Genomic DNA, 17,802 nt, shown 5'->3' on the forward strand with positions numbered 1-17,802 from the left:
TTTCTAGTCCCCCCCTAAATTCTCTGTTTATGTTCGTTTGTAAAATGGTGTTGCAACGACTTGTGCTTTTAACTTTTTATTTCTAACTTGGACATGCAATTCGGTTCCGAGTTGTGAATGCTCTGTGTTAACCAGTGCTAAGCCAACATTTTTACCTAACGTTGGTGATTGTGTGCCTGAGGTAACGACGCCGATTTGTTGTTCTCCGAAAAATACCGGATAATCATGACGTGGTATGCCTTTGTCGATCATTTCAATACCAACAAGTTTTAGCTTTGTTCCCGCTTGCTTTTGCTGTTTCAAAACTTCTTTACCAATAAAATCAGCTTGTTTGTCTGTCTTGACCGCAAATCCTAGTCCTACTTCAATCGGTGTAATCGTTGCGCTAAGTTCTTGGCCATAAAGCGCTAAATTCGCTTCAAAGCGCAATGTATCTCTTGCCCCAAGGCCAATTGGTTCAATTCCTTCTTCTTGACCAACTTCTAGTAACTGCTGCCACAACAAGCTACCAACACTTGCATCAATATAAATTTCAAAACCGTCTTCACCTGTGTAACCAGTCCGAGCTACAATCGCTTCACTGTCAATATTCGCGAAATAAACAGGAGTTTCAAAACGGAAAAAGCCGATGGTAGCCAAATCAGTTTTAGTTAGCTTTTGCAATACTTGTTCTGCCTTTGGACCTTGCACGGCAAGCTGTACATATTGATCTGAACAGTTAGTAATCGAAACACCTGATTCTTTGTGCTCAACGATCCACTCAAAGTCTTTTTCGGTATTTGCCGCATTTACTACAAGTAGATATTTTTGTGCTTCTAATTGGTAAACAATTAAATCATCAACTGTACCACCATTTGGATAACACATCATCGTGTACTGTGCTTTCTTCGGTACAAGTTTCGAAACATCATTCGTTAGCATTTTTTGTAAAAATGCAAGACTATTTGGCCCTTCGACTACGATTTCTCCCATATGAGAAACATCGAACAAACCAACAGCCGTTCTTGTTGCAGCATGTTCCTTTTTTATTCCTGAGAATTGAACTGGCATTTCCCAGCCACCGAAATCAATTGTTTTTGCCCCATGTTTTTGATACTCATCAAACAATGGTGTACGTTTTGCTTCAGCCATAATACAACCCCTTTTAAATAAGTTCACATAAAAAAACAGAGATTTACCGAATTTCTCAGTAAATCTCTGTCCTTTGACCAGAAAGTTTAGCCTAACAACAGTGAATAGGCGTGCTTCTTGGGTAGTTTACGAATTGTAAACACTCTCCAGAGTTGCGTCCTACAACAGTCTTTTTGCCTGAGAGATTCACAAATCTTTGTTTGCTCCTTCGGCGCTACGTGAGTAGTCTCTCCTCTTGTAATCATTCGCAAGATTATTAAATTAGACATTGTTGGACATACTAGTGATTACGATTTATTCATAGAATTTGTTTAAAAAGTAAAAACATTGTTACAAATTTAAAAACATTATATCACATCAGTTATAAGCTGTGTGAACGAAACTAATATATTTTTATTTTTCAGAGAGGTGGTAAAACGATGAACATTCAGCTTCATCGCGACCAAGAATTTATCGACCAATTGGATGGTAAGCTGAATAGCGATGGTCCTTTCTGTTCGTGGGACTTATTCCAAATGGCATACGATTCATCTGTGGCGACAATGACACCGGAATTTGAGGGATTGACCGCACCAAAACACCTTCCTCATGTTAACTTCCTGCAGCATCAACTAGAAAGTGCACAGCAGGTTGTAGAAAACATGCATGGAAGAGCAATTCTCGCTGATGAGGTTGGACTCGGAAAAACGATAGAGGCAGGACTCGTTCTTAAAGAATATATGATACGAGGTTTAGTTAAAAAAGCACTCATCTTAGTCCCGGCATCACTTGTTAATCAATGGGTATTAGAGCTTAGTCAGAAATTTTATATCCCTGCCTTGTCACAGCGAAGGAGACCGGTTTGGGATCAACAAAATATCGTTATAACATCGATGGATACTGCGAAACGATCGCCGCATCGGGAGAAAATCTTGGAGCAAGACTATGATTTTGTACTCATCGACGAGGCACATAAGCTCAAAAATCATAAAACGAAAAACTATGAATTTGTCCGTGCCTTAAAAAAGAAATATTGCTTATTACTAACAGCAACACCAGTACAAAATAAGCTAACAGATATATTTAATCTGGTATCGATCCTAAAACCTGGCTACCTTGGAAACTATGAAGATTTTACTAGCCGCTTCGGTAATAATCACAAAAATTTATTCAATGATGCTCATTTAAAACAGCTCGTTCAAAAAGTGATGGTGCGCAATCGACGTGAGGATACAGGCATTGATTGGACAAAACGACATGTCGAGACAGTGTGGGTTGATTTTACCGAAGAAGAACAAGATGCCTATCAAACACTCAGAACCATATCAAAAGCAGAAAACCATTTTGCAACGCTTACTTACACAAGAGAACTGTGTTCATCACGAGAAGCCTGTTATCTTTCATTGAAAAAAATGCTAGGGCAAGATAAAGCTATTGCAAATCGGGATAACTATGAACAAATTTTAAAACAAATTGAACAGTTACCACATCATGCCAAAGCTAAAAAAATGATAGAAATCATTGAAAACAAAAAAGACGAAAAGTTCATTGTCTTCACCGAATACCGAGCAAGCCAATTATATTTACAATGGTACTTACAGCAACACGGTATCACTTCAGTTCCTTTTAGAGGTGGGTTTAAACGCGGAAAAAAAGATTGGATGCGACAATTGTTTGAAACGAAAGCGCAAGTCTTGATTGCAACGGAAGCAGGCGGTGAAGGAATTAATCTGCAATTTTGTAATAACATGATTAATTATGACTTGCCATGGAACCCGATGCGACTAGAACAACGAATTGGCAGAATTCACCGTTTCGGTCAAGAACAAGACGTGAATATATTTAATTTAGCGATAAAAGACACGATTGAAGAGCATGTGCTAAATTTACTATATGAGAAGATCCACTTATTCGAGCGTGTGATCGGTAATTTAGATAAAATTTTGGCGGAACTTGCGATTGATGATGTTGAAAAAGAAATACAAACGATTTTCCAAGACTCTGCTACAGACGGAGAAGCAAAAATCAAATTAGAAAATTTATCTTCCGTGATTTCCTATGCACAACAACACGCAGAGGAGGAATACGATGGCGATCGAGAATCTTCATAACTTTATGACGAATTACTTTACTGCAAACCAATGCGAAATTGTCGAAAAAAACAACGGTAAGCTAACGGTCCAGTTAACAGATGTGATGGATGAATTATTAATGAACCGACCTTTTTACTGGCAATATGTGAAAAAACTCGGATATCCAGGTGAACCGATGCAAGTTAGCTTTATTACCAATCCAGAACGACGCGAAGAAAAAGGCGAATGGATTCACTTTGGAAGCCCAAGAGTACATCAGATCTTTGGTACATTAACAACCAAAGGTAAGTTTACGCGTCTATTCGAGCACGTAGAAAATATAGAACGAACACCGCTAGACCCATGGCTAGTCATTAATGTAAAAATTAGCTATATGGGGAAACATAAAAAGGATGAGATTCTTTCTATAGGGTTACATTTAATAAATGGCGCCATGAAGCTAGACATGATGGATCATTTACGATCGATTAAATTACAAAACTCAATTGCTGATTTCTGTTACACGATTACGCCTATGATTAAGGTTGCTAGTGGCTACCGGAGAATTCTGCAACATATTGAAACAAAGCTGCAAAACGAACAACATGAATGGGCACAAGAATCATGGCAGCATTTACAGGAAGAAAAGCAACTACTGGGACATTTTTATACAGATGACGAAGATGAATCTGCAGCAAAACTAAAAGAGCAAGAACTGCTAGATATTGAAAATCGATATCAACCTAGGATTTCGATCGATATTATCAATGGCGGGGTGTTTTACTTTACACAAAAAACTTCCCAGCACTTGTTAAAAAAGTAGCAGGCATTCTTTATAGAAGCCTGCTACTTTTTCTTTTTGATTAGTAATTTAAACGCGAAAGGAAGTAAACCAAACCAACGATTTGAAAGGGGCGTATCTGCCCGTCTTTCTTGCTTTCGTTCTCGTCGTTTTTTCTTTCGTTCCTCTTGCGGAGTGTCCATATACTTAACAACTTCCTGCGTCATATACTTAACATAGTCATTTCCTGACATAGGCTCACCCCATTTTGCTTTATAAGTATAGGTTGCCCATAAGTTTACTGTTTTATTAGTTCTAGAATTTCCTCTGCGAGCTCATCGGGCATTTTTCCATCGGTAATCACTTGATGCGTTGCCGCTTTTTGGTACTTTTCGTTCCTTTTTTGTAATAATAATTGTTTATCGATTTGCCTATTGTTCCAGATTGGTCTCGACTGATCCTCCTGCAAGCGCTCAACAATTTGTTCCCATGAAGTTTCTAAATAAATCACGACACCATGGTTTTTCATCCAATCGCTATTTTCCTCGGTTTCCACAATACCTCCACCTGTTGCAACGACCAAATTTTCTGTGCGTAAGGTTTGTAGTATGTGCTTTTCATAGTTACGGAAGGTAGCTTCTCCATAATTGGAGAAGATTTCTGGAATTGTCGTTTGATAATTTTCTTCGATCAGCTGATCTGTATCTACTGTAATACAGTTTAATTTTTCAGCCACATATTTTGCAACACTCGTCTTACCACTGCCCATAAAGCCAATTAAATATATTGTTTTCAAAAAAATCTCTCCCCTGCTCTCAACCTTGCAAATAAATTATAACAAAAAATTTCGACAAATTAGACATTGATGATTGAATTTTTTTGTCAATTAATATAATATCAAAGAGAAAGTGAGGTGAAACATTGTTTGAATCCTGCTGAACGCTTTTCCAATACCCTTCTTCTTTCTGCCATTCAGAGGGCAGCTTCGGATATTCACTTCTGTCCATTTCTTCATCAGACAGACATTTATTTTCGCATCCAAGGAAACCGAATCTTTTATCAATCGATCGCTAAATCACAATACGATATGCTGCTTACGTACTATAAATTCACGGCAGGCATGGATATTGGTGAAATTAGAAAGCCTCAAGACGGAAAAATTAATTTTCAATCCGAAAACAAAACCTATGCACTTCGGCTTTCTACACTTCCGGTTAGCTCCTCTGAAAGTCTTGCACTCCGTATTTTACCCCAAAGTGACGTACTTCAATTAGAGAAATTATTTCTGTTCCCTACACAACTAACGACAATTAAAGAATGGATCTCTAGTAAGTCCGGGCTAATTTTACTCACAGGGCCAACTGGCAGTGGCAAGACCACAACGTTATATGCGCTATTGCAAGCGCTACTCTTGGAACAATCGTATCAAACGATTACGTTAGAAGACCCGGTTGAAAAACAAATCGATCACATCCTGCAAGTACAAGTAAATGAAAAAGCAGGAATGAGCTATCAAACCGGATTAAAGGCTGCACTTCGCCATGACCCAGACATCTTAATGGTTGGTGAAATACGTGATAAGTCAACAGCGCAGTTTGCCTTTCAAGCTGCTTTAACAGGACATTTAGTACTTAGTACGTTACATGCCAGGGACGCTTTTGGTACGGTTCACAGATTGATGGAGATGGGTATTCAAAAAACGGATCTGGAGCAAACATTAATAGCTGTTGCTTCCTTGCAGTTGTTGCCAATGAAGACTCACACCCAAACTCCAGCACGAGCTGCCATATTAGAGCTTCTTGATAAGCAATTATTGCATGATGCGATCCGTGGAACTGATCCTCAGAGTCAACCAGGATTCTTCTCCTTTGATCGATTGCGAAGGAAAGCATATACCTATGGATTTATCGAGTAAAAACGTTCGAAGCCTTTTTAGCAACACTCGCCTATCGCTGAACGACCAAGCATTATTTTTGCAACGATTAGCACGCTTTATTGAGAACGGATATTCCTTGTTAGACGCCCTACACATGCTAGCATGGGAGAAAAGATGGGCAAACCACGCAAACCTCACTTCTCAGAAACTTCAAGAAGGCTTCACCTTGGACCAAGCTTTAATTGATGTTGGCTTTCATGACAAAGTCATCTCATACCTATTTTTCGCTAGATACAACGGTGATCTTGAAGCCTCCCTGAAGCACTGTAGCACGATGATTCAAAGACAAACAGACCATACCAACCAAATAAAACAGTCTTTACGCTATCCGCTCGTGTTGTTTATCTTATTTTGCGTGCTGTTATATTTTGTGAAAAACTCTTTGTATCCATCATTTTCGATGCTATTTACCGAACAGTCAGCATTTACAAGGGTGGCGATGACGGTAATTGACACGTTGTTTCAAGGCTTAACATTTCTACTAATTAGTGTTCCAGTCGGGTTTGGACTATGGTGGGTGATCACACGTTATTTCCAAATTAGTAAACAAATTGCAATTGTTAACAAGCTTCCCATCGTCCGACGTTATCTGTCACTTCATATTTCTGGCTTGTTCGCGGTACATTTAAGTTCATTGCTAGCAAGCGGCATGCCGATAAAAGAATCTTTACACACCGTAAAGAATCAATCAAGATTGCCGATTTTATCGTATTATGCTTCGGTGATTATTTCAGAATTAGAACGTGGAGTTGCCCTATCAAAGATTTTTCCTAGCTTACTGCTGTTTGAAAAAGAGCTAACATTTATTTTCCAGAAAAATGCTAACACAGAAGTATTGGAAAAAGACTTACAGATGTATGCAGAAAGTCTGATGGAGCAATTGCAAAAACGCATAAAAAGATTAATTTCCCTGATTCAACCAGTATTTTTTCTATTAATGGCTGGATTAATCATTTTTGTCTACCTGTCCCTAATTTTACCAACGTTTCAGTTAATAAATACGATATGAAAAGAGGAAATCAAAATGATGAAAAAATGTAAAAACGAAAAAGGATTTACGCTTATAGAAATGTTAATCGTGCTGACGATTGTTAGTGTGCTGTTGATTTTGATTGTACCTAATTTGGCTACTCAGAATACAGTTGCGCAGGATAAGGGGTGTGAAGCGCTCGTCTCGCTTGCGGAGAGTCAGGTGATGGCATATGAGATTGAAGAAGGAAAAAAACCTGCAAATATTGATGACTTAGTGGGAAAATATATTAAGGATAAAAAGTGTGCAGGTGGAAATGAACAGTTAAAGCTTACTGTGGATGCAGATGCAGATGAAGTTACCGTTTCACGTGAAGACATAGCTACCGAATAATGACCAGCCAACACGGCTTCACCCTCATAGAAACACTCATCACCCTAAGTATCACCATCACACTCTTATCACTTGGATTTTCCGTTCAAATCCATGTGCTAGACGAGTACAAGACGAAAAAGTTCTTTGAAATGTTTGAAAGTGACATGCTTTATCTTCAACAGCTTAGTGTCACGAATCAGGAATATGCTTATATGACGATTTCTCCCACGAAGAATAGTTACACCATTAAAAAGGGTGGATTTGGGACAGTATTGAGAAATAGAAAAATACCTGATGATTGGAATATTATTCTGCATACATTGTCGATGCCAATTTCCTTCAGCTACTATGGAAATATCAAAAAACCTGGCATGTTTACGCTTGAAACAAAAACAAAACTGTATGCAATCTATTGTCCATTAGGTAAAGGTAGGTGCTATGTTAAAAATGCCGAATGAAAAAGGGTATTTGTTTGTCGAGGTAATAGCCGCCTTTAGCGTATTTATGACGATCATGGTAACGTTGATTCCAATTATCTATCAAATCAAAGTAGAGGAACATCTCCTCCATCAACAAAGAGTGATCGAAATGAAATTACATGATAACCTACAAACATATTTGTGGACATCTGATTATTCACTTCCTGTTTCCTATCAGCTATATATCGAAAACAACAGCATAACTTTTACTTTTACAGAACATCAAAAACTTGTTAAAGGATGTGCAATATGGAGCGATGTTAAAAATGAACAGCAAAAATTTTGTCTCTATGGACTTCCTTGTCTCTATGGACTTCCTGCATAACCAAAAAGGATATAGCTTATTGTCTGTATTGCTTTCCCTTTCGATTGTACTAATGACGCTCCCGTTTGTAACTTATATCTATCAATCATTGCAACAAAAAAGCTATCAAGACGATTTTTCAACTAGTCAATTTTTTTATTTGTTAACGGATGAAGTACATCGGGCAACGTCATTTTCGATAGTGGACAATCAATTAACCATAGAAACAATTAGTGATGAAAAAGTAACAATTGAACTTTACAAGGATGTTATTCGCAGACAAGTATTTGAATTAGGTCATGAGATATTGTTGCGAGGAGTCAAGCAGCTTGAAATTACTGAAACTACATTTGGTTTTAAGATTGCTTTAAAAATGAGTAACGGAGAAATTTATGAAAAGACAATTAGCTTCTATTAAAACTCTGCGATCTGATCAGGCTTTCTTTTTTCCGTACATGCTATTTATTATAACGCTTGTGCTCATTATCGTATTAAGCAGTATACCTCTATATCAAAATCATATCGAAATGACCACATTTACAGAAGAGCAGCTAAAATTAGAAACATTAATACAAATGGCTTATACGCAAGTAAGGAAGGAGCAGCCCTATCTACTACACAATGATCGATCTGGAGAAATCAGCTACAATTATCCATATGGCATAGTTTATGTCAGCTATTTCCCAAAAGATATCGGGTGGATAATTGTTAATTTTCAAGCATTGACTGATAATGGTGCTCGGGAAACAACATCAATCCCACTACGCTTTATTTTAAGTGACTAAACGGTAAAAGACTCTCGCGATATAGTGAGAGTCTTTTATTTCCCGGGAAAGCGCAAAATCCGACCAAATAAGCACAATCATCATGCGAGAGAAATTGAATTTTTTACGTATAATGTCTCTCGTAAAGCTTATACTAGTTCATGTAATAAATTTGGGCTATAGCCAAGCGGTAAGGCAGCGGTTTTTGGTACCGTTATTCGTTGGTTCGAATCCAGCTAGCCCAGTTCTGATTTTTACAGTTAAACAGATAGACTAAAATTACTGTAACTACATGGATTTACATTCTCTTTTACCTCGTATATAATAACGATGATACATACTTTAGAAGGAGGGGAAAGTATGGCCAGAATGTTTCGAGTACTCGCGTTTTGGACAGGGATTTTCACTGTCATGTTTTACGCTGGGGATATGATAAATATGGCTTACTTGTTCTTAGCTCAAACAGTATTTTTCTTAGGAGTTGGCTTCTTAAATTTATCTGAGCGAATGTACATGTACTTATTTGGTGCCTATTGCACTGTATTCTTTGTTGGCTTTACTTACTATAGTAACTTTATTATGGTACAAGGGTTTGGACATTAACATAAAGGATAAGCTGTGAACGACACCCATATAAATTTCCTTATTGCCAAACATATACTTAATAACGAAGTCAATTTCATAATTTCCTTACATAGCTATTTACATCCACATACAGTTTGGGAACGAGATGTAAATAGCTAAAAATAATTATTATGAAATTGACTAAACAAACAAAAAGCTATCACAGACTATAATAGAAATAGCTTAACTTAATCCCTATCTAACTAAGTAGAGCACATGCACCTAAAGGTCTTTCCAATTGGAAGGACCTTTTTATCTTGTTTTTAAAAATGGATTGTCTCGTTTTTCTATACCAATCTCAGTAGATGGTCCATGGCCGGGATAAACTACATAATCATCCGCTAATGAAAACAATTCTGTTCGGATGCTCGCTAATAATTGATCCGTTTCTCCCCCTGGTAGGTCAGTACGTCCAATTCCTGAGTCAAATAACGTATCACCATCAATTACTACCTGCTGTTCATGAAAGACATATGATACACTTCCTGGTGAATGTCCAGGTGTATGGCGAACTTCAAATGCTAATGACCCAATCTCCATCTTCCCTATTTCAATATATTGATCCGCTTCTTTGACTGAAATAACTCCGGTACGAAATAACGATGACCCGTTCAAATTAGGATTCGGCAGCCAATCTGACTCCAATTCATGTACATATACTGGGATTCCATACTGCCCACGAAGCTCATCAACAGCCCCAATATGATCAAAATGCGCATGTGTTAATAGTATAGCTAGTGGTGTGAATTGATTAGCTTCAAGTAGCTGTACAATTTGATCGCTATCACCACCAGGGTCAATGATAACGGATTGATTATTTTTTGATACAATATAGCAGTTGGTTCCTAATGGACCAACTGAAAGCTGTGCAATATTCATCTTATTGTCTCCCTTATAAAAAGTATAAAACTGTCTATTTTATCTCGACAAATCACTTTTTTTGTTTTAGAATGTATGAGGAATATATAACTTCTACATATTATTATAATAACAGTCCCTGTTGAGAAATAGAAGGAGGTTTGGGAATATGGAATTAGCAATTATGTTATTAGTAGTAGCAGTCCTTTGTGCGATTGCGGTACTTCGAGAATTCAAAAGACAAAATTTCTTTGCCGTTGCTTTTGCAGGTATTTCCACGTTAGTATTTGGGTTCTTTTCTATTGCGACTATCTACTCAGAAATAGTAGCAATGTTTACACAACAAGCTTAAATAAGCGAAATGACAAAACTCTTGTGGTATACAAGGGTTTTTTGTTTGAGTCTAAAAAGCAGCGACTCTCAAGGATGAGTAGCTGCCTTTAGATTTAGTATTAATCATCTTCTCCTTGAAAACGTAACAAATCGCCATAAACTATTTGATCAGAACGTGAGAGTTCGGATTCAATTTTTTTGTTTTCTTGGATAATTCACTGATATGCTATTTTTATATTCAAAGGCTATAAATCAATTTATAGTAGACGCTAGGATCCTTTCCGGAAATTTGTATCCTTTCTTCCAAAAAAGACGACTACTCATCTGTATGAGTAGTCGTCTGTATTTGTTAATGATTATTGTCCAAAATCATAAAAACGTAATAAATCACCATAAATTATTTGATCTGAATAAGATAGCTCTGTTCTAACCTGTTCTTTGATTGGCTCACAAACACTATCCTCTAACTCATCTTCAGGAACAGAATCTAATGATTCTTCAAGTACTTCTCCAGACCCTCGATCATAACAAATTCCATCACTATAAATATAATTGTCACTTACAAAATCACCATTACGTAAAGCAATAAAATCCTTTTGATTATCCGAAAATAAATCGGTACCGAATGTAATGTCACCCTTATCCTCTATCCCTAACAAATGTAACAATGTAGGTTTCACATCTATTTGTCCGGCAATGTCTGAAATAGTTTTTCCTTCTTGGCCTGGGATATGAATAAAGAATGGAACTCGTTGTAACTGAATATGATCATAAGGGCTGATTTCATCTTTATCTAAATACATACTCATCGCTTTATTATGAAATTCACTAATTCCGTAGTGATCACCCATTAGTACAATAATAGAGTCCTCATATATTCCAGACTGCTTTAACTGTTCAAAAAATTGTTCAACAGCTTCATCTGTGTAACGCGCTGTTTGGAAATATTGATTTAATGTTCTTGAATTTGAATCATATTGATCAATTGTTGCATCTTCTTCCGCTAGTTCGAACGGATAATGGTTCGTAAGTGTAATAAACTTAGAGTAAAAAGGCTGTGGTATCGTTTGTAAATATTTAATCGACTGCTCGAAGAATGGTTTATCTTTTAGTCCCCATCCAATCGAATTATCTTCAGTGACCTCATACGATTCCACATCAAAGAAATTATCATAACCTAACGATTGATACATAACATCCCGATTCCAGAAGCTTTTATTATTAGCATGGAAAACCGATGAATAATATCCTTCTTCTTTTAGTAATTCAGGAGTTGCATTGTATTCATTTTGACCATGCGTAAAGAAAACTGCACCTCTAGGCAACGGATATAAAGAGTTTTCGATTAGAAACTCTGAATCAGAAGTTTTCCCTTGAGCGGTTTGATGGTAGAAGTTTTCAAAATAATAACTATCACCAATTAAGTCATTCAAAAATGGTGTTACTTCTTTCCCATTAACTGTATTATTAATAACAAAGCTCTGCAAAGATTCTAAGGAGATGAAGATGACGTTTTTACCTTTAGCTACACCAAACAAATCCGATTGTACGTCACTTTTAATATTTTCATCAATATAATTTTTGATATCTGGCACATCATTACCGTCTGCAAAAACACGTTGAACTTCTGTTTTTGAATGTAGGACAATGTCATAAATGTGATAATTGAACAAGCCAATATTTTTCACTAAATATTCACGATCAAATGTTCTTTGTAATAACTGTGGACGCTCCGCTTCGGCTAAAGCATAATTGACAACTAACAATGTGATTGCCATCGTAATTGCAAAAGCTTTATTACGCTTATTGTAACTTACGGTTAACTTCGATTTAAACTTGACGCTCAAATACCAAATAATCGCTACATCCGCAAACAGCAAAATGTCAGTGATGCTTATTAAATCTAATACACTCGAGCCTAAATCGGCAGCATTACTTCCTTGAAATAATACAGGAATCGTAATAAAATCGGTAAAGTTTCGATAGAATACTAGATTAAAATAAATAACAATTGAGCCAATCAGCGCGATATAGCGTATAAATTTCGCCTGACGCTTTTCTTTAAACAATACACATAAAGCAAATACAAGAAATGCTGATACAAAAGGATTTATAAATAATATTAACTCTTGTACAACATTATCAAGTGAAATATTAAACACAAATCGGTAAACAATATACGTTTTTAACCCAAATAATAGACTAGCTATTATATACAAGGGTAAATGTATTTTCTTTGCTAACATAACTCTTATCCTCCCCAAATAAAACACTATCTATATATTTATACTCCTACCAAACAACATTTACAATAAATTAATTTAAATTAACTACTAATATGACGTAACAGGCTTAATAAAAGTTTCACAATTTCTTTAAATAATTTACATGTAGTTTATAATATTGCTCTATTGTAATAGACGCTACAAAAAAAATAAACCCTACAACAAGGGATTATTTTTTCTGAACTTTTTTCTTACTATATTTAGTTCACTTTTCGGTAGATTGTTAAACCTATTATCGACGCCACTTTGTTGCTTCCTGCCTGAGGAGCAATATTGCCATCTGATAATCCGTTGTACTCATACACTGTGCTTTGTATAATTCTCTCACTTCATCTTCCATCATTTCGAGATCTGCTAGACGATCTCCTAAGTAAATAATAGTACCATATTTCTTTAAAAATTGCTGCACATCATACATTGTCTTCATCTAATCACCTGACTCATTATACCAGTTATAAAGCAAATTGAAAATGGAAAATAAGAACAAAAGCGCAGAGCGCCGGTTAGCGACGTACGGAGGTGAGGGAAGTCTCGCTAGTCGCTGGCTCTCGGAGCTAGCCGTGGCTAATGCTTAATGTCAGCCACATTTAGTATATTTTATAATTTCCTATGCAAGAACAAAAACGCAAGCGCCCTAGCGACGTATGGACTGGAATGAACCGTAGGAGATAAAGGAAACACGGTGAACGAAGTGAACCGATGTTGACTTATCGTACGGAGGCGGGTGTTGTCTTACTAGTCGCTGGGCGCTGGAGCTGGATGTGGCTAAATAACTTAGTAAGATATCCACTGTTGTTTAATTTTATAATTTCCTAGACAAGATCAAAAATCCGGACCGATTAGCGGTCTGGATCTTGTGGGTTCAAGAAAGCTGGTCTACGATTTTTAAGTGGTATTGGTGCCCGTATTAATATATCACGCATTCCTTTTGCTGAGAACGGGATAAACGGCCATAAGTAGCCGACCTTAAAGGAATCCATACGTAAAAGATAAATAAGCCAGGCCGTTATGCCAACAACATAGCCTACAACACCAAAAGATGCTGTGACTATTAACAAAAACATGCGCACAAGGCGATTTGCCAAACTCATCTCATAACTAGGGGTTGCAAATGTACCAATTGCAGCAACAGATAAATACAGCACAACTTCATACGAAAACAATCCAACTTCTACAGCCACTTGTCCAATTAGGATCGCGGCCACTAAACCAAGTGCAGTCGCTAAAGCGGATGGAGTATGAATCGCAGCCATCCGCAACATATCTATCCCTATTTCTGCTATTAGAAATTGGAAAAGCAACGGAATCACTCCATAATCATTCGGACCGATAAATTCAATTGCCGAAGGAAGCAGCGTTGGCTCTATTGAAAACAAATAATAAAGTGGCAGAACAAATAATGATGCAATTACTGCAATAAATCTGACAGCACGCAAATAGGCACCTACTAAAGGTTTTTGTCTATACTCTTCCGCATGCTGTAGATGATGCCAATACGTTGCTGGTGTGATCATCACACTCGGTGAGCCATCGATAATCAACAGGATATGTCCTTCATAAATATGAGCTGCTGCGGTGTCCGGTCGTTCCGTATAACGTATTGTAGGATATGGATTCCAGTGCCTTCCTCCGAGGAATTCTTCCACCGTCTTTTCAGCCATTGGTAGACCATCTGTATCAATTTTCGATAAATTATCTTTTAATGTTTTCACTTTTTCCGGATCCGCAATATCCTCCAGATAACAGACACAAATATCTGTTTTTGACCTTCTACCAATACTCATATATTCCATTCGCAGAGAACGGTCACGAATTCGTCTTCTTGTAAGTGCCGTATTGAATACGATCGTTTCTACGTAACCATCTCGTGAGCCACGTACAACCCGCTCTAAATCAGGTTCTTGTGGACCTCTGACGGGATAAGTTCGGGCATCGATCATAATTACTTTATCTATACCTTCAACAACTAGTGCTGTAGGACCAGCAAGCACCGTATCAGATGCTACATCTAAATCATCCACTTTGTCTAACTCAACGTATGGTAGGTGTTTTTTTAATAGTTGCTCAAGTGGGTTCGGGTCTAATTGATCTGGTTCCAATCGAGAAAGCAATTTCATTAAATAATGAAGAATATCGTCCTTGACGAATCCATCAATCATAAACAATGCCATTTTACGACCGGCATATTCAACATCTAATTGAATAACATCAAAGCTTTTTTCTACACCTAAACGATCTCTCATGTAAGCAACGTTATCACTATATTTTCTGTACAAAGGTTTTTGTTTCGTTTCCATTCTCTCACCCTAATCTCTAATTACTTGCTATTAGGGTGTACCGAAATTGCTTTTACATGCAAAACCTTCTTCACTAGTAATAATTGGCTTTTATTATGCTGCGTCTCATATTCGCTCAGCATTCGTCATATATACATAGTAGGACGGCTTGTATTACTTAAAAAGGAGTATTCATATGAATAAATCGTATGTTATCGTGATCATTATTCTTTCTTCATTTGTGCTGAGTGTTTTTTTGGTTTTCAAATCAAATGTTTCCGTTATTAAATTCTTTCCGATCGATCCAAGTACAACTTTTACAGCAGTTGATACAGCATTGAACCTACGCTATGAAACAGACCAAGATGAATATGAAATTTCATGGACAGCAAGTTCTACTATGGACACTCCTATATATTTACGTCAAGATGTGTCACTTTTATATATAGATGGGAGACTTAAAGGAATACTAAGTAAGTGGAAAGAAGAGGAACAAAACATAGAACTAAAATCAAACATTCATGGCGAAGATAGCAGTCACTATAAGGCTATTACGTTTCATCACGGAGAAATTCATTATCCAGATGATGAAATAAAAAGTATACAAGCAATGTCACACGATGAATTGTACGTGATTGATTCACCGCTAACTCCATTAGAATCATTTGAGCAACCAGGCAACACAGACCAACAAGAATGGAAAAAAACACTAGACCACGCTACTGATCAACAATTATCTTATCACTGGAACCAACTGATTAAATATTTTAGTATTTCAGAAAACAAATACGAATTTGTTCCATTAACTGAACTATACCGTTATCAAACGGAACCCATTCCACAGCTGACCTTACCAGAAACACATCAAGTGATCGGTCAGCTGTGGGAAGGGTTATATAAAAATTACATTTTAGCGATATCTGAAAATAATAAACCGATCAACAGCTTTATTCCACTAATATTGTTTGATAAACAAGGAGAGCATTTGCTTGTGCTATATCAGGATCAAAATGGAGACAAACAGCAATTAATTCAATATTATCCGGGTGCTGAGCCGAACGCATAAACTCACACCCTTAGATTCCACTAAAGCCGATCATCCATAAAGAGACGGCTATGACAGCATATACAAGCATGTAAACACCCTGTATCAAGCCAATTTTCTTTTTTGGAAAAAATACGATAGCTGCAGCTATAAAACCACCAATTAAGCCACCTAGATGCGCACCATTATCAATTTGCGGTATGGAGAATCCTATCAAGACATTTAATCCAACGACTAAAATAATGTTCCAGCCCATCGTTTGAAAAAATACTTTTCTGTAATTTACACCAAAAAATAATAATGCGCCCATTAATCCAAACAACGCACCCGAAGCACCTGCCGAAACAGAAGAGTTAAAGCTAAAGCTAGTTAATCCGCCAAGTATACCTGCTAATAAATAGATAATTGCAAACCGCGCGTTTCCATATATCCGTTCTACTACAGACCCAACATAAATTAAAAAAATCATATTTAATACAAGATGCAGTAAGCCAATGTGTAAAAACATGGATGTGAAAATCCGCCACCATTCTCCGGATAAAATAGCAGGATTATACTTTGCACCGAACTCGATCAATGTATCTACAGATGTACTTCCGCCATTTATTTCTAATAACAAAAATAAAAGCACATTAACAGCCAATATCACATAAGCGATTAAAGGTTTTCCGTTTGTAAATAACCCTTGAGTTTCTTCTCTTTTTTTATTATATGTAGTGATTAAATTTGTTTTCAAATAATGAACAGCCTGCTCTAGTTCCACTTCTGTGTTTGGGTAGGATATATCTGATTCAGTAATTGCCAAATCTTGATACAGACGGGATTTTTCATTAGCTGATTCCTGATTATCTAAATAATATACCTTCATCTCTGTTGGCTTACGATCTTTAACCACAATTGTTTTTTTCAGAGGTTCCCAACTATCTACAGGAGGGTATGCTGCAATATACACATTATGAATTTTGATCGCTTTCCCCATTAATAGCCGTTTCACTGTTTTAACCTTATAAATAGATTTAGCAATGTCATTCTTAAGATGATTTTTCCAGTCAAACCCTTGAAGGTACAGCCGAACAACATGAGCAGTTTTGTTTGTTTTTTTCTCCATCCAAATTTCTTTGTTATCTTTGTCTATATGCATAATATCAAACCCATGCTTGCCAACAAGGTCGTAACAAAGGCGAAAGAAAAAATACTCTTGTTTTATCAACATTATTCCTCTCCTCCTTTCTCTACATCATATCACGATAGGTACCCTGGTAGAGACTAAAAAGATTATATTTAGAACAAAAGTGCAGAGCGTCGCCCGAAAAAGGTAGCGACTGGAGCGAATCGACTGAGATAAAGGAATCATGCCCTGCGTAAGGGATATGTTGAAGTTGGACGACAAGTCCGCTGTTAGTCGACCCTCGATGAAATTTGAATCGATGATGACTTATCATAAGGCGATTCGTGAATGTGCCTAGTTTCTGGCTCTCGGAGCTAGACATGTACAAATTTTATACATTCTTCTTATATAAAAAAACGTCCAGCATCATTGAGCTGAACGTCCAAAAAGACTAGGTAAGATTTTTTCACGGATATAAGGCA

The 17,802-nt window shown here is 36.9% G+C and carries 20 protein-coding genes, 1 tRNA gene and 2 riboswitches; of the genes, 13 read left to right on the plus strand and 8 right to left on the minus strand.

Going from position 1 to position 17,802, the window contains the following annotated elements; translation table 11 throughout:
* Positions 1-27: 27 nt before the first annotated feature.
* Positions 28-1,131, minus strand: a complete 1,104-nt coding sequence (gene gcvT, locus ACI6MV_RS02760; RefSeq protein WP_407268367.1) for a glycine cleavage system aminomethyltransferase GcvT — start codon at positions 1,129-1,131, stop codon at positions 28-30.
* A gap of 64 nt (positions 1,132-1,195) precedes the next feature.
* Positions 1,196-1,283, minus strand: a riboswitch (glycine riboswitch).
* Positions 1,284-1,286: 3 nt separating this feature from the next.
* Positions 1,287-1,376: riboswitch (glycine riboswitch) on the minus strand.
* A gap of 174 nt (positions 1,377-1,550) precedes the next feature.
* Here gcvT and ACI6MV_RS02765 point away from each other — a divergent pair.
* Positions 1,551-3,221, plus strand: a complete 1,671-nt coding sequence (locus ACI6MV_RS02765) for a DEAD/DEAH box helicase (protein WP_407268368.1) — start codon at positions 1,551-1,553, stop codon at positions 3,219-3,221.
* Positions 3,199-4,005 (plus strand): YqhG family protein, encoded by an 807-nt coding sequence (locus ACI6MV_RS02770; RefSeq protein WP_407268369.1) that lies wholly within the window; start codon positions 3,199-3,201, stop codon positions 4,003-4,005. The genes ACI6MV_RS02765 and ACI6MV_RS02770 overlap by 23 nt, the downstream gene beginning before the upstream one ends.
* Positions 4,006-4,028: 23 nt before the next feature.
* On the opposite strand, the gene ACI6MV_RS02775 is transcribed toward ACI6MV_RS02770, so the two are convergent.
* Both ACI6MV_RS02775 and ACI6MV_RS02780 read right to left on the minus strand, forming a co-directional pair.
* Positions 4,029-4,217 (minus strand): YqzE family protein, encoded by a 189-nt coding sequence (locus ACI6MV_RS02775; RefSeq protein ID WP_407268371.1) that lies wholly within the window; start codon positions 4,215-4,217, stop codon positions 4,029-4,031.
* 44 nt (positions 4,218-4,261) lie between these two features.
* Positions 4,262-4,759 carry a shikimate kinase gene (locus ACI6MV_RS02780; protein ID WP_407268372.1) on the minus strand — a complete coding sequence of 166 codons (498 nt, stop codon included), beginning with the start codon at positions 4,757-4,759 and terminating at the stop codon, positions 4,262-4,264.
* 117 nt (positions 4,760-4,876) lie between these two features.
* Between ACI6MV_RS02780 and comGA the strand changes: the two genes are divergently transcribed.
* From comGA to ACI6MV_RS02825, 9 genes are all read left to right on the plus strand, one after another.
* Complete coding sequence (gene comGA, locus ACI6MV_RS02785; protein ID WP_407268373.1) at positions 4,877-5,878, plus strand: competence type IV pilus ATPase ComGA; 1,002 nt, start codon at positions 4,877-4,879, stop codon at positions 5,876-5,878.
* Entirely contained in the window at positions 5,862-6,908 is a 1,047-nt protein-coding gene (gene comGB, locus ACI6MV_RS02790) for a competence type IV pilus assembly protein ComGB (protein ID WP_407268374.1), read from the plus strand. Before comGA ends, comGB begins: the two co-directional genes overlap by 17 nt.
* A gap of 15 nt (positions 6,909-6,923) precedes the next feature.
* Positions 6,924-7,262 carry a competence type IV pilus major pilin ComGC gene (comGC, locus tag ACI6MV_RS02795; protein ID WP_407268375.1) on the plus strand — a complete coding sequence of 113 codons (339 nt, stop codon included), beginning with the start codon at positions 6,924-6,926 and terminating at the stop codon, positions 7,260-7,262.
* On the plus strand, positions 7,262-7,702 hold the full coding sequence (gene comGD / locus ACI6MV_RS02800; RefSeq protein ID WP_407268376.1) for a competence type IV pilus minor pilin ComGD: 441 nt from the start codon (positions 7,262-7,264) through the stop codon (positions 7,700-7,702). The genes comGC and comGD overlap by 1 nt, the downstream gene beginning before the upstream one ends.
* Positions 7,692-8,048: a hypothetical protein gene (locus tag ACI6MV_RS02805; protein WP_407268378.1), complete on the plus strand. Its 357-nt coding sequence runs from the start codon at positions 7,692-7,694 to the stop codon at positions 8,046-8,048. The genes comGD and ACI6MV_RS02805 overlap by 11 nt, the downstream gene beginning before the upstream one ends.
* Positions 8,014-8,445 carry a competence type IV pilus minor pilin ComGF gene (locus tag ACI6MV_RS02810; RefSeq protein ID WP_407268379.1) on the plus strand — a complete coding sequence of 144 codons (432 nt, stop codon included), beginning with the start codon at positions 8,014-8,016 and terminating at the stop codon, positions 8,443-8,445. The genes ACI6MV_RS02805 and ACI6MV_RS02810 overlap by 35 nt, the downstream gene beginning before the upstream one ends.
* Entirely contained in the window at positions 8,420-8,812 is a 393-nt protein-coding gene (locus ACI6MV_RS02815) for a hypothetical protein (RefSeq protein ID WP_407268380.1), read from the plus strand. Before ACI6MV_RS02810 ends, ACI6MV_RS02815 begins: the two co-directional genes overlap by 26 nt.
* 152 nt (positions 8,813-8,964) lie before the next feature.
* A tRNA-Gln gene (locus ACI6MV_RS02820) sits at positions 8,965-9,036 on the plus strand.
* A 115-nt stretch (positions 9,037-9,151) separates the two neighbouring features.
* Positions 9,152-9,394: a DUF2626 domain-containing protein gene (locus ACI6MV_RS02825; protein ID WP_407268381.1), complete on the plus strand. Its 243-nt coding sequence runs from the start codon at positions 9,152-9,154 to the stop codon at positions 9,392-9,394.
* 273 nt (positions 9,395-9,667) lie between these two features.
* Here the strand turns inward: ACI6MV_RS02825 and ACI6MV_RS02830 are convergent, their stop codons facing one another.
* Positions 9,668-10,294 carry an MBL fold metallo-hydrolase gene (locus ACI6MV_RS02830; RefSeq protein ID WP_407268382.1) on the minus strand — a complete coding sequence of 209 codons (627 nt, stop codon included), beginning with the start codon at positions 10,292-10,294 and terminating at the stop codon, positions 9,668-9,670.
* 148 nt (positions 10,295-10,442) lie between these two features.
* On the opposite strand from ACI6MV_RS02830, the gene ACI6MV_RS02835 reads away from it, so the two are divergent.
* On the plus strand, positions 10,443-10,625 hold the full coding sequence (locus ACI6MV_RS02835) for a DUF2759 domain-containing protein (protein WP_407268383.1): 183 nt from the start codon (positions 10,443-10,445) through the stop codon (positions 10,623-10,625).
* A gap of 337 nt (positions 10,626-10,962) precedes the next feature.
* On the opposite strand, the gene ACI6MV_RS02840 is transcribed toward ACI6MV_RS02835, so the two are convergent.
* The 3 genes from ACI6MV_RS02840 to ACI6MV_RS02850 form a co-directional block, all read right to left on the minus strand.
* Complete coding sequence (locus ACI6MV_RS02840) at positions 10,963-12,852, minus strand: LTA synthase family protein (protein WP_407268384.1); 1,890 nt, start codon at positions 12,850-12,852, stop codon at positions 10,963-10,965.
* A 271-nt stretch (positions 12,853-13,123) separates the two neighbouring features.
* Positions 13,124-13,318: a YqgQ family protein gene (locus ACI6MV_RS02845; protein WP_407268385.1), complete on the minus strand. Its 195-nt coding sequence runs from the start codon at positions 13,316-13,318 to the stop codon at positions 13,124-13,126.
* A gap of 412 nt (positions 13,319-13,730) precedes the next feature.
* The gene (locus ACI6MV_RS02850) at positions 13,731-15,188 is read right to left on the minus strand and encodes a spore germination protein (RefSeq protein WP_407268386.1); all 1,458 of its coding nucleotides are present in this window, start codon (positions 15,186-15,188) and stop codon (positions 13,731-13,733) included.
* Positions 15,189-15,363: 175 nt separating this feature from the next.
* Here ACI6MV_RS02850 and ACI6MV_RS02855 point away from each other — a divergent pair, with 175 nt between their 5' ends.
* Positions 15,364-16,233 (plus strand): hypothetical protein, encoded by an 870-nt coding sequence (locus ACI6MV_RS02855; RefSeq protein WP_407268387.1) that lies wholly within the window; start codon positions 15,364-15,366, stop codon positions 16,231-16,233.
* 10 nt (positions 16,234-16,243) lie between these two features.
* Here ACI6MV_RS02855 and ACI6MV_RS02860 read toward each other — a convergent pair whose 3' ends face one another.
* Positions 16,244-17,425: a rhomboid family intramembrane serine protease gene (locus ACI6MV_RS02860; RefSeq protein ID WP_407268388.1), complete on the minus strand. Its 1,182-nt coding sequence runs from the start codon at positions 17,423-17,425 to the stop codon at positions 16,244-16,246.
* Between the last annotated feature and the right edge of the window lie 377 nt (positions 17,426-17,802).

The organism is Radiobacillus sp. PE A8.2 (assembly GCF_045635475.1).
Classification (GTDB): domain Bacteria; phylum Bacillota; class Bacilli; order Bacillales; family Amphibacillaceae; genus JBJGXI01.

Excerpts from the sequence above, each read along its gene's own strand:
- gcvT (WP_407268367.1), bottom strand. The coding sequence starts at position 1,131 with ATGGCTGAAGCAAAACGTACACCATTGTTTGATGAGTATCAAAAACAT.
- ACI6MV_RS02765 (WP_407268368.1), top strand. The coding sequence starts at position 1,551 with ATGAACATTCAGCTTCATCGCGACCAAGAATTTATCGACCAATTGGAT.
- ACI6MV_RS02770 (WP_407268369.1), top strand. The coding sequence starts at position 3,199 with ATGGCGATCGAGAATCTTCATAACTTTATGACGAATTACTTTACTGCA.
- ACI6MV_RS02775 (WP_407268371.1), bottom strand. The coding sequence starts at position 4,217 with ATGTCAGGAAATGACTATGTTAAGTATATGACGCAGGAAGTTGTTAAG.
- comGB (WP_407268374.1), top strand. The coding sequence starts at position 5,862 with ATGGATTTATCGAGTAAAAACGTTCGAAGCCTTTTTAGCAACACTCGC.
- comGC (WP_407268375.1), top strand. The coding sequence starts at position 6,924 with ATGATGAAAAAATGTAAAAACGAAAAAGGATTTACGCTTATAGAAATG.
- comGD (WP_407268376.1), top strand. The coding sequence starts at position 7,262 with ATGACCAGCCAACACGGCTTCACCCTCATAGAAACACTCATCACCCTA.
- ACI6MV_RS02805 (WP_407268378.1), top strand. The coding sequence starts at position 7,692 with ATGCCGAATGAAAAAGGGTATTTGTTTGTCGAGGTAATAGCCGCCTTT.
- ACI6MV_RS02810 (WP_407268379.1), top strand. The coding sequence starts at position 8,014 with ATGGACTTCCTTGTCTCTATGGACTTCCTGCATAACCAAAAAGGATAT.
- ACI6MV_RS02815 (WP_407268380.1), top strand. The coding sequence starts at position 8,420 with ATGAAAAGACAATTAGCTTCTATTAAAACTCTGCGATCTGATCAGGCT.
- ACI6MV_RS02825 (WP_407268381.1), top strand. The coding sequence starts at position 9,152 with ATGGCCAGAATGTTTCGAGTACTCGCGTTTTGGACAGGGATTTTCACT.
- ACI6MV_RS02830 (WP_407268382.1), bottom strand. The coding sequence starts at position 10,294 with ATGAATATTGCACAGCTTTCAGTTGGTCCATTAGGAACCAACTGCTAT.
- ACI6MV_RS02835 (WP_407268383.1), top strand. The coding sequence starts at position 10,443 with ATGGAATTAGCAATTATGTTATTAGTAGTAGCAGTCCTTTGTGCGATT.
- ACI6MV_RS02840 (WP_407268384.1), bottom strand. The coding sequence starts at position 12,852 with ATGTTAGCAAAGAAAATACATTTACCCTTGTATATAATAGCTAGTCTA.
- ACI6MV_RS02845 (WP_407268385.1), bottom strand. The coding sequence starts at position 13,318 with ATGAAGACAATGTATGATGTGCAGCAATTTTTAAAGAAATATGGTACT.
- ACI6MV_RS02850 (WP_407268386.1), bottom strand. The coding sequence starts at position 15,188 with ATGGAAACGAAACAAAAACCTTTGTACAGAAAATATAGTGATAACGTT.
- ACI6MV_RS02855 (WP_407268387.1), top strand. The coding sequence starts at position 15,364 with ATGAATAAATCGTATGTTATCGTGATCATTATTCTTTCTTCATTTGTG.
- ACI6MV_RS02860 (WP_407268388.1), bottom strand. The coding sequence starts at position 17,425 with ATGTTGATAAAACAAGAGTATTTTTTCTTTCGCCTTTGTTACGACCTT.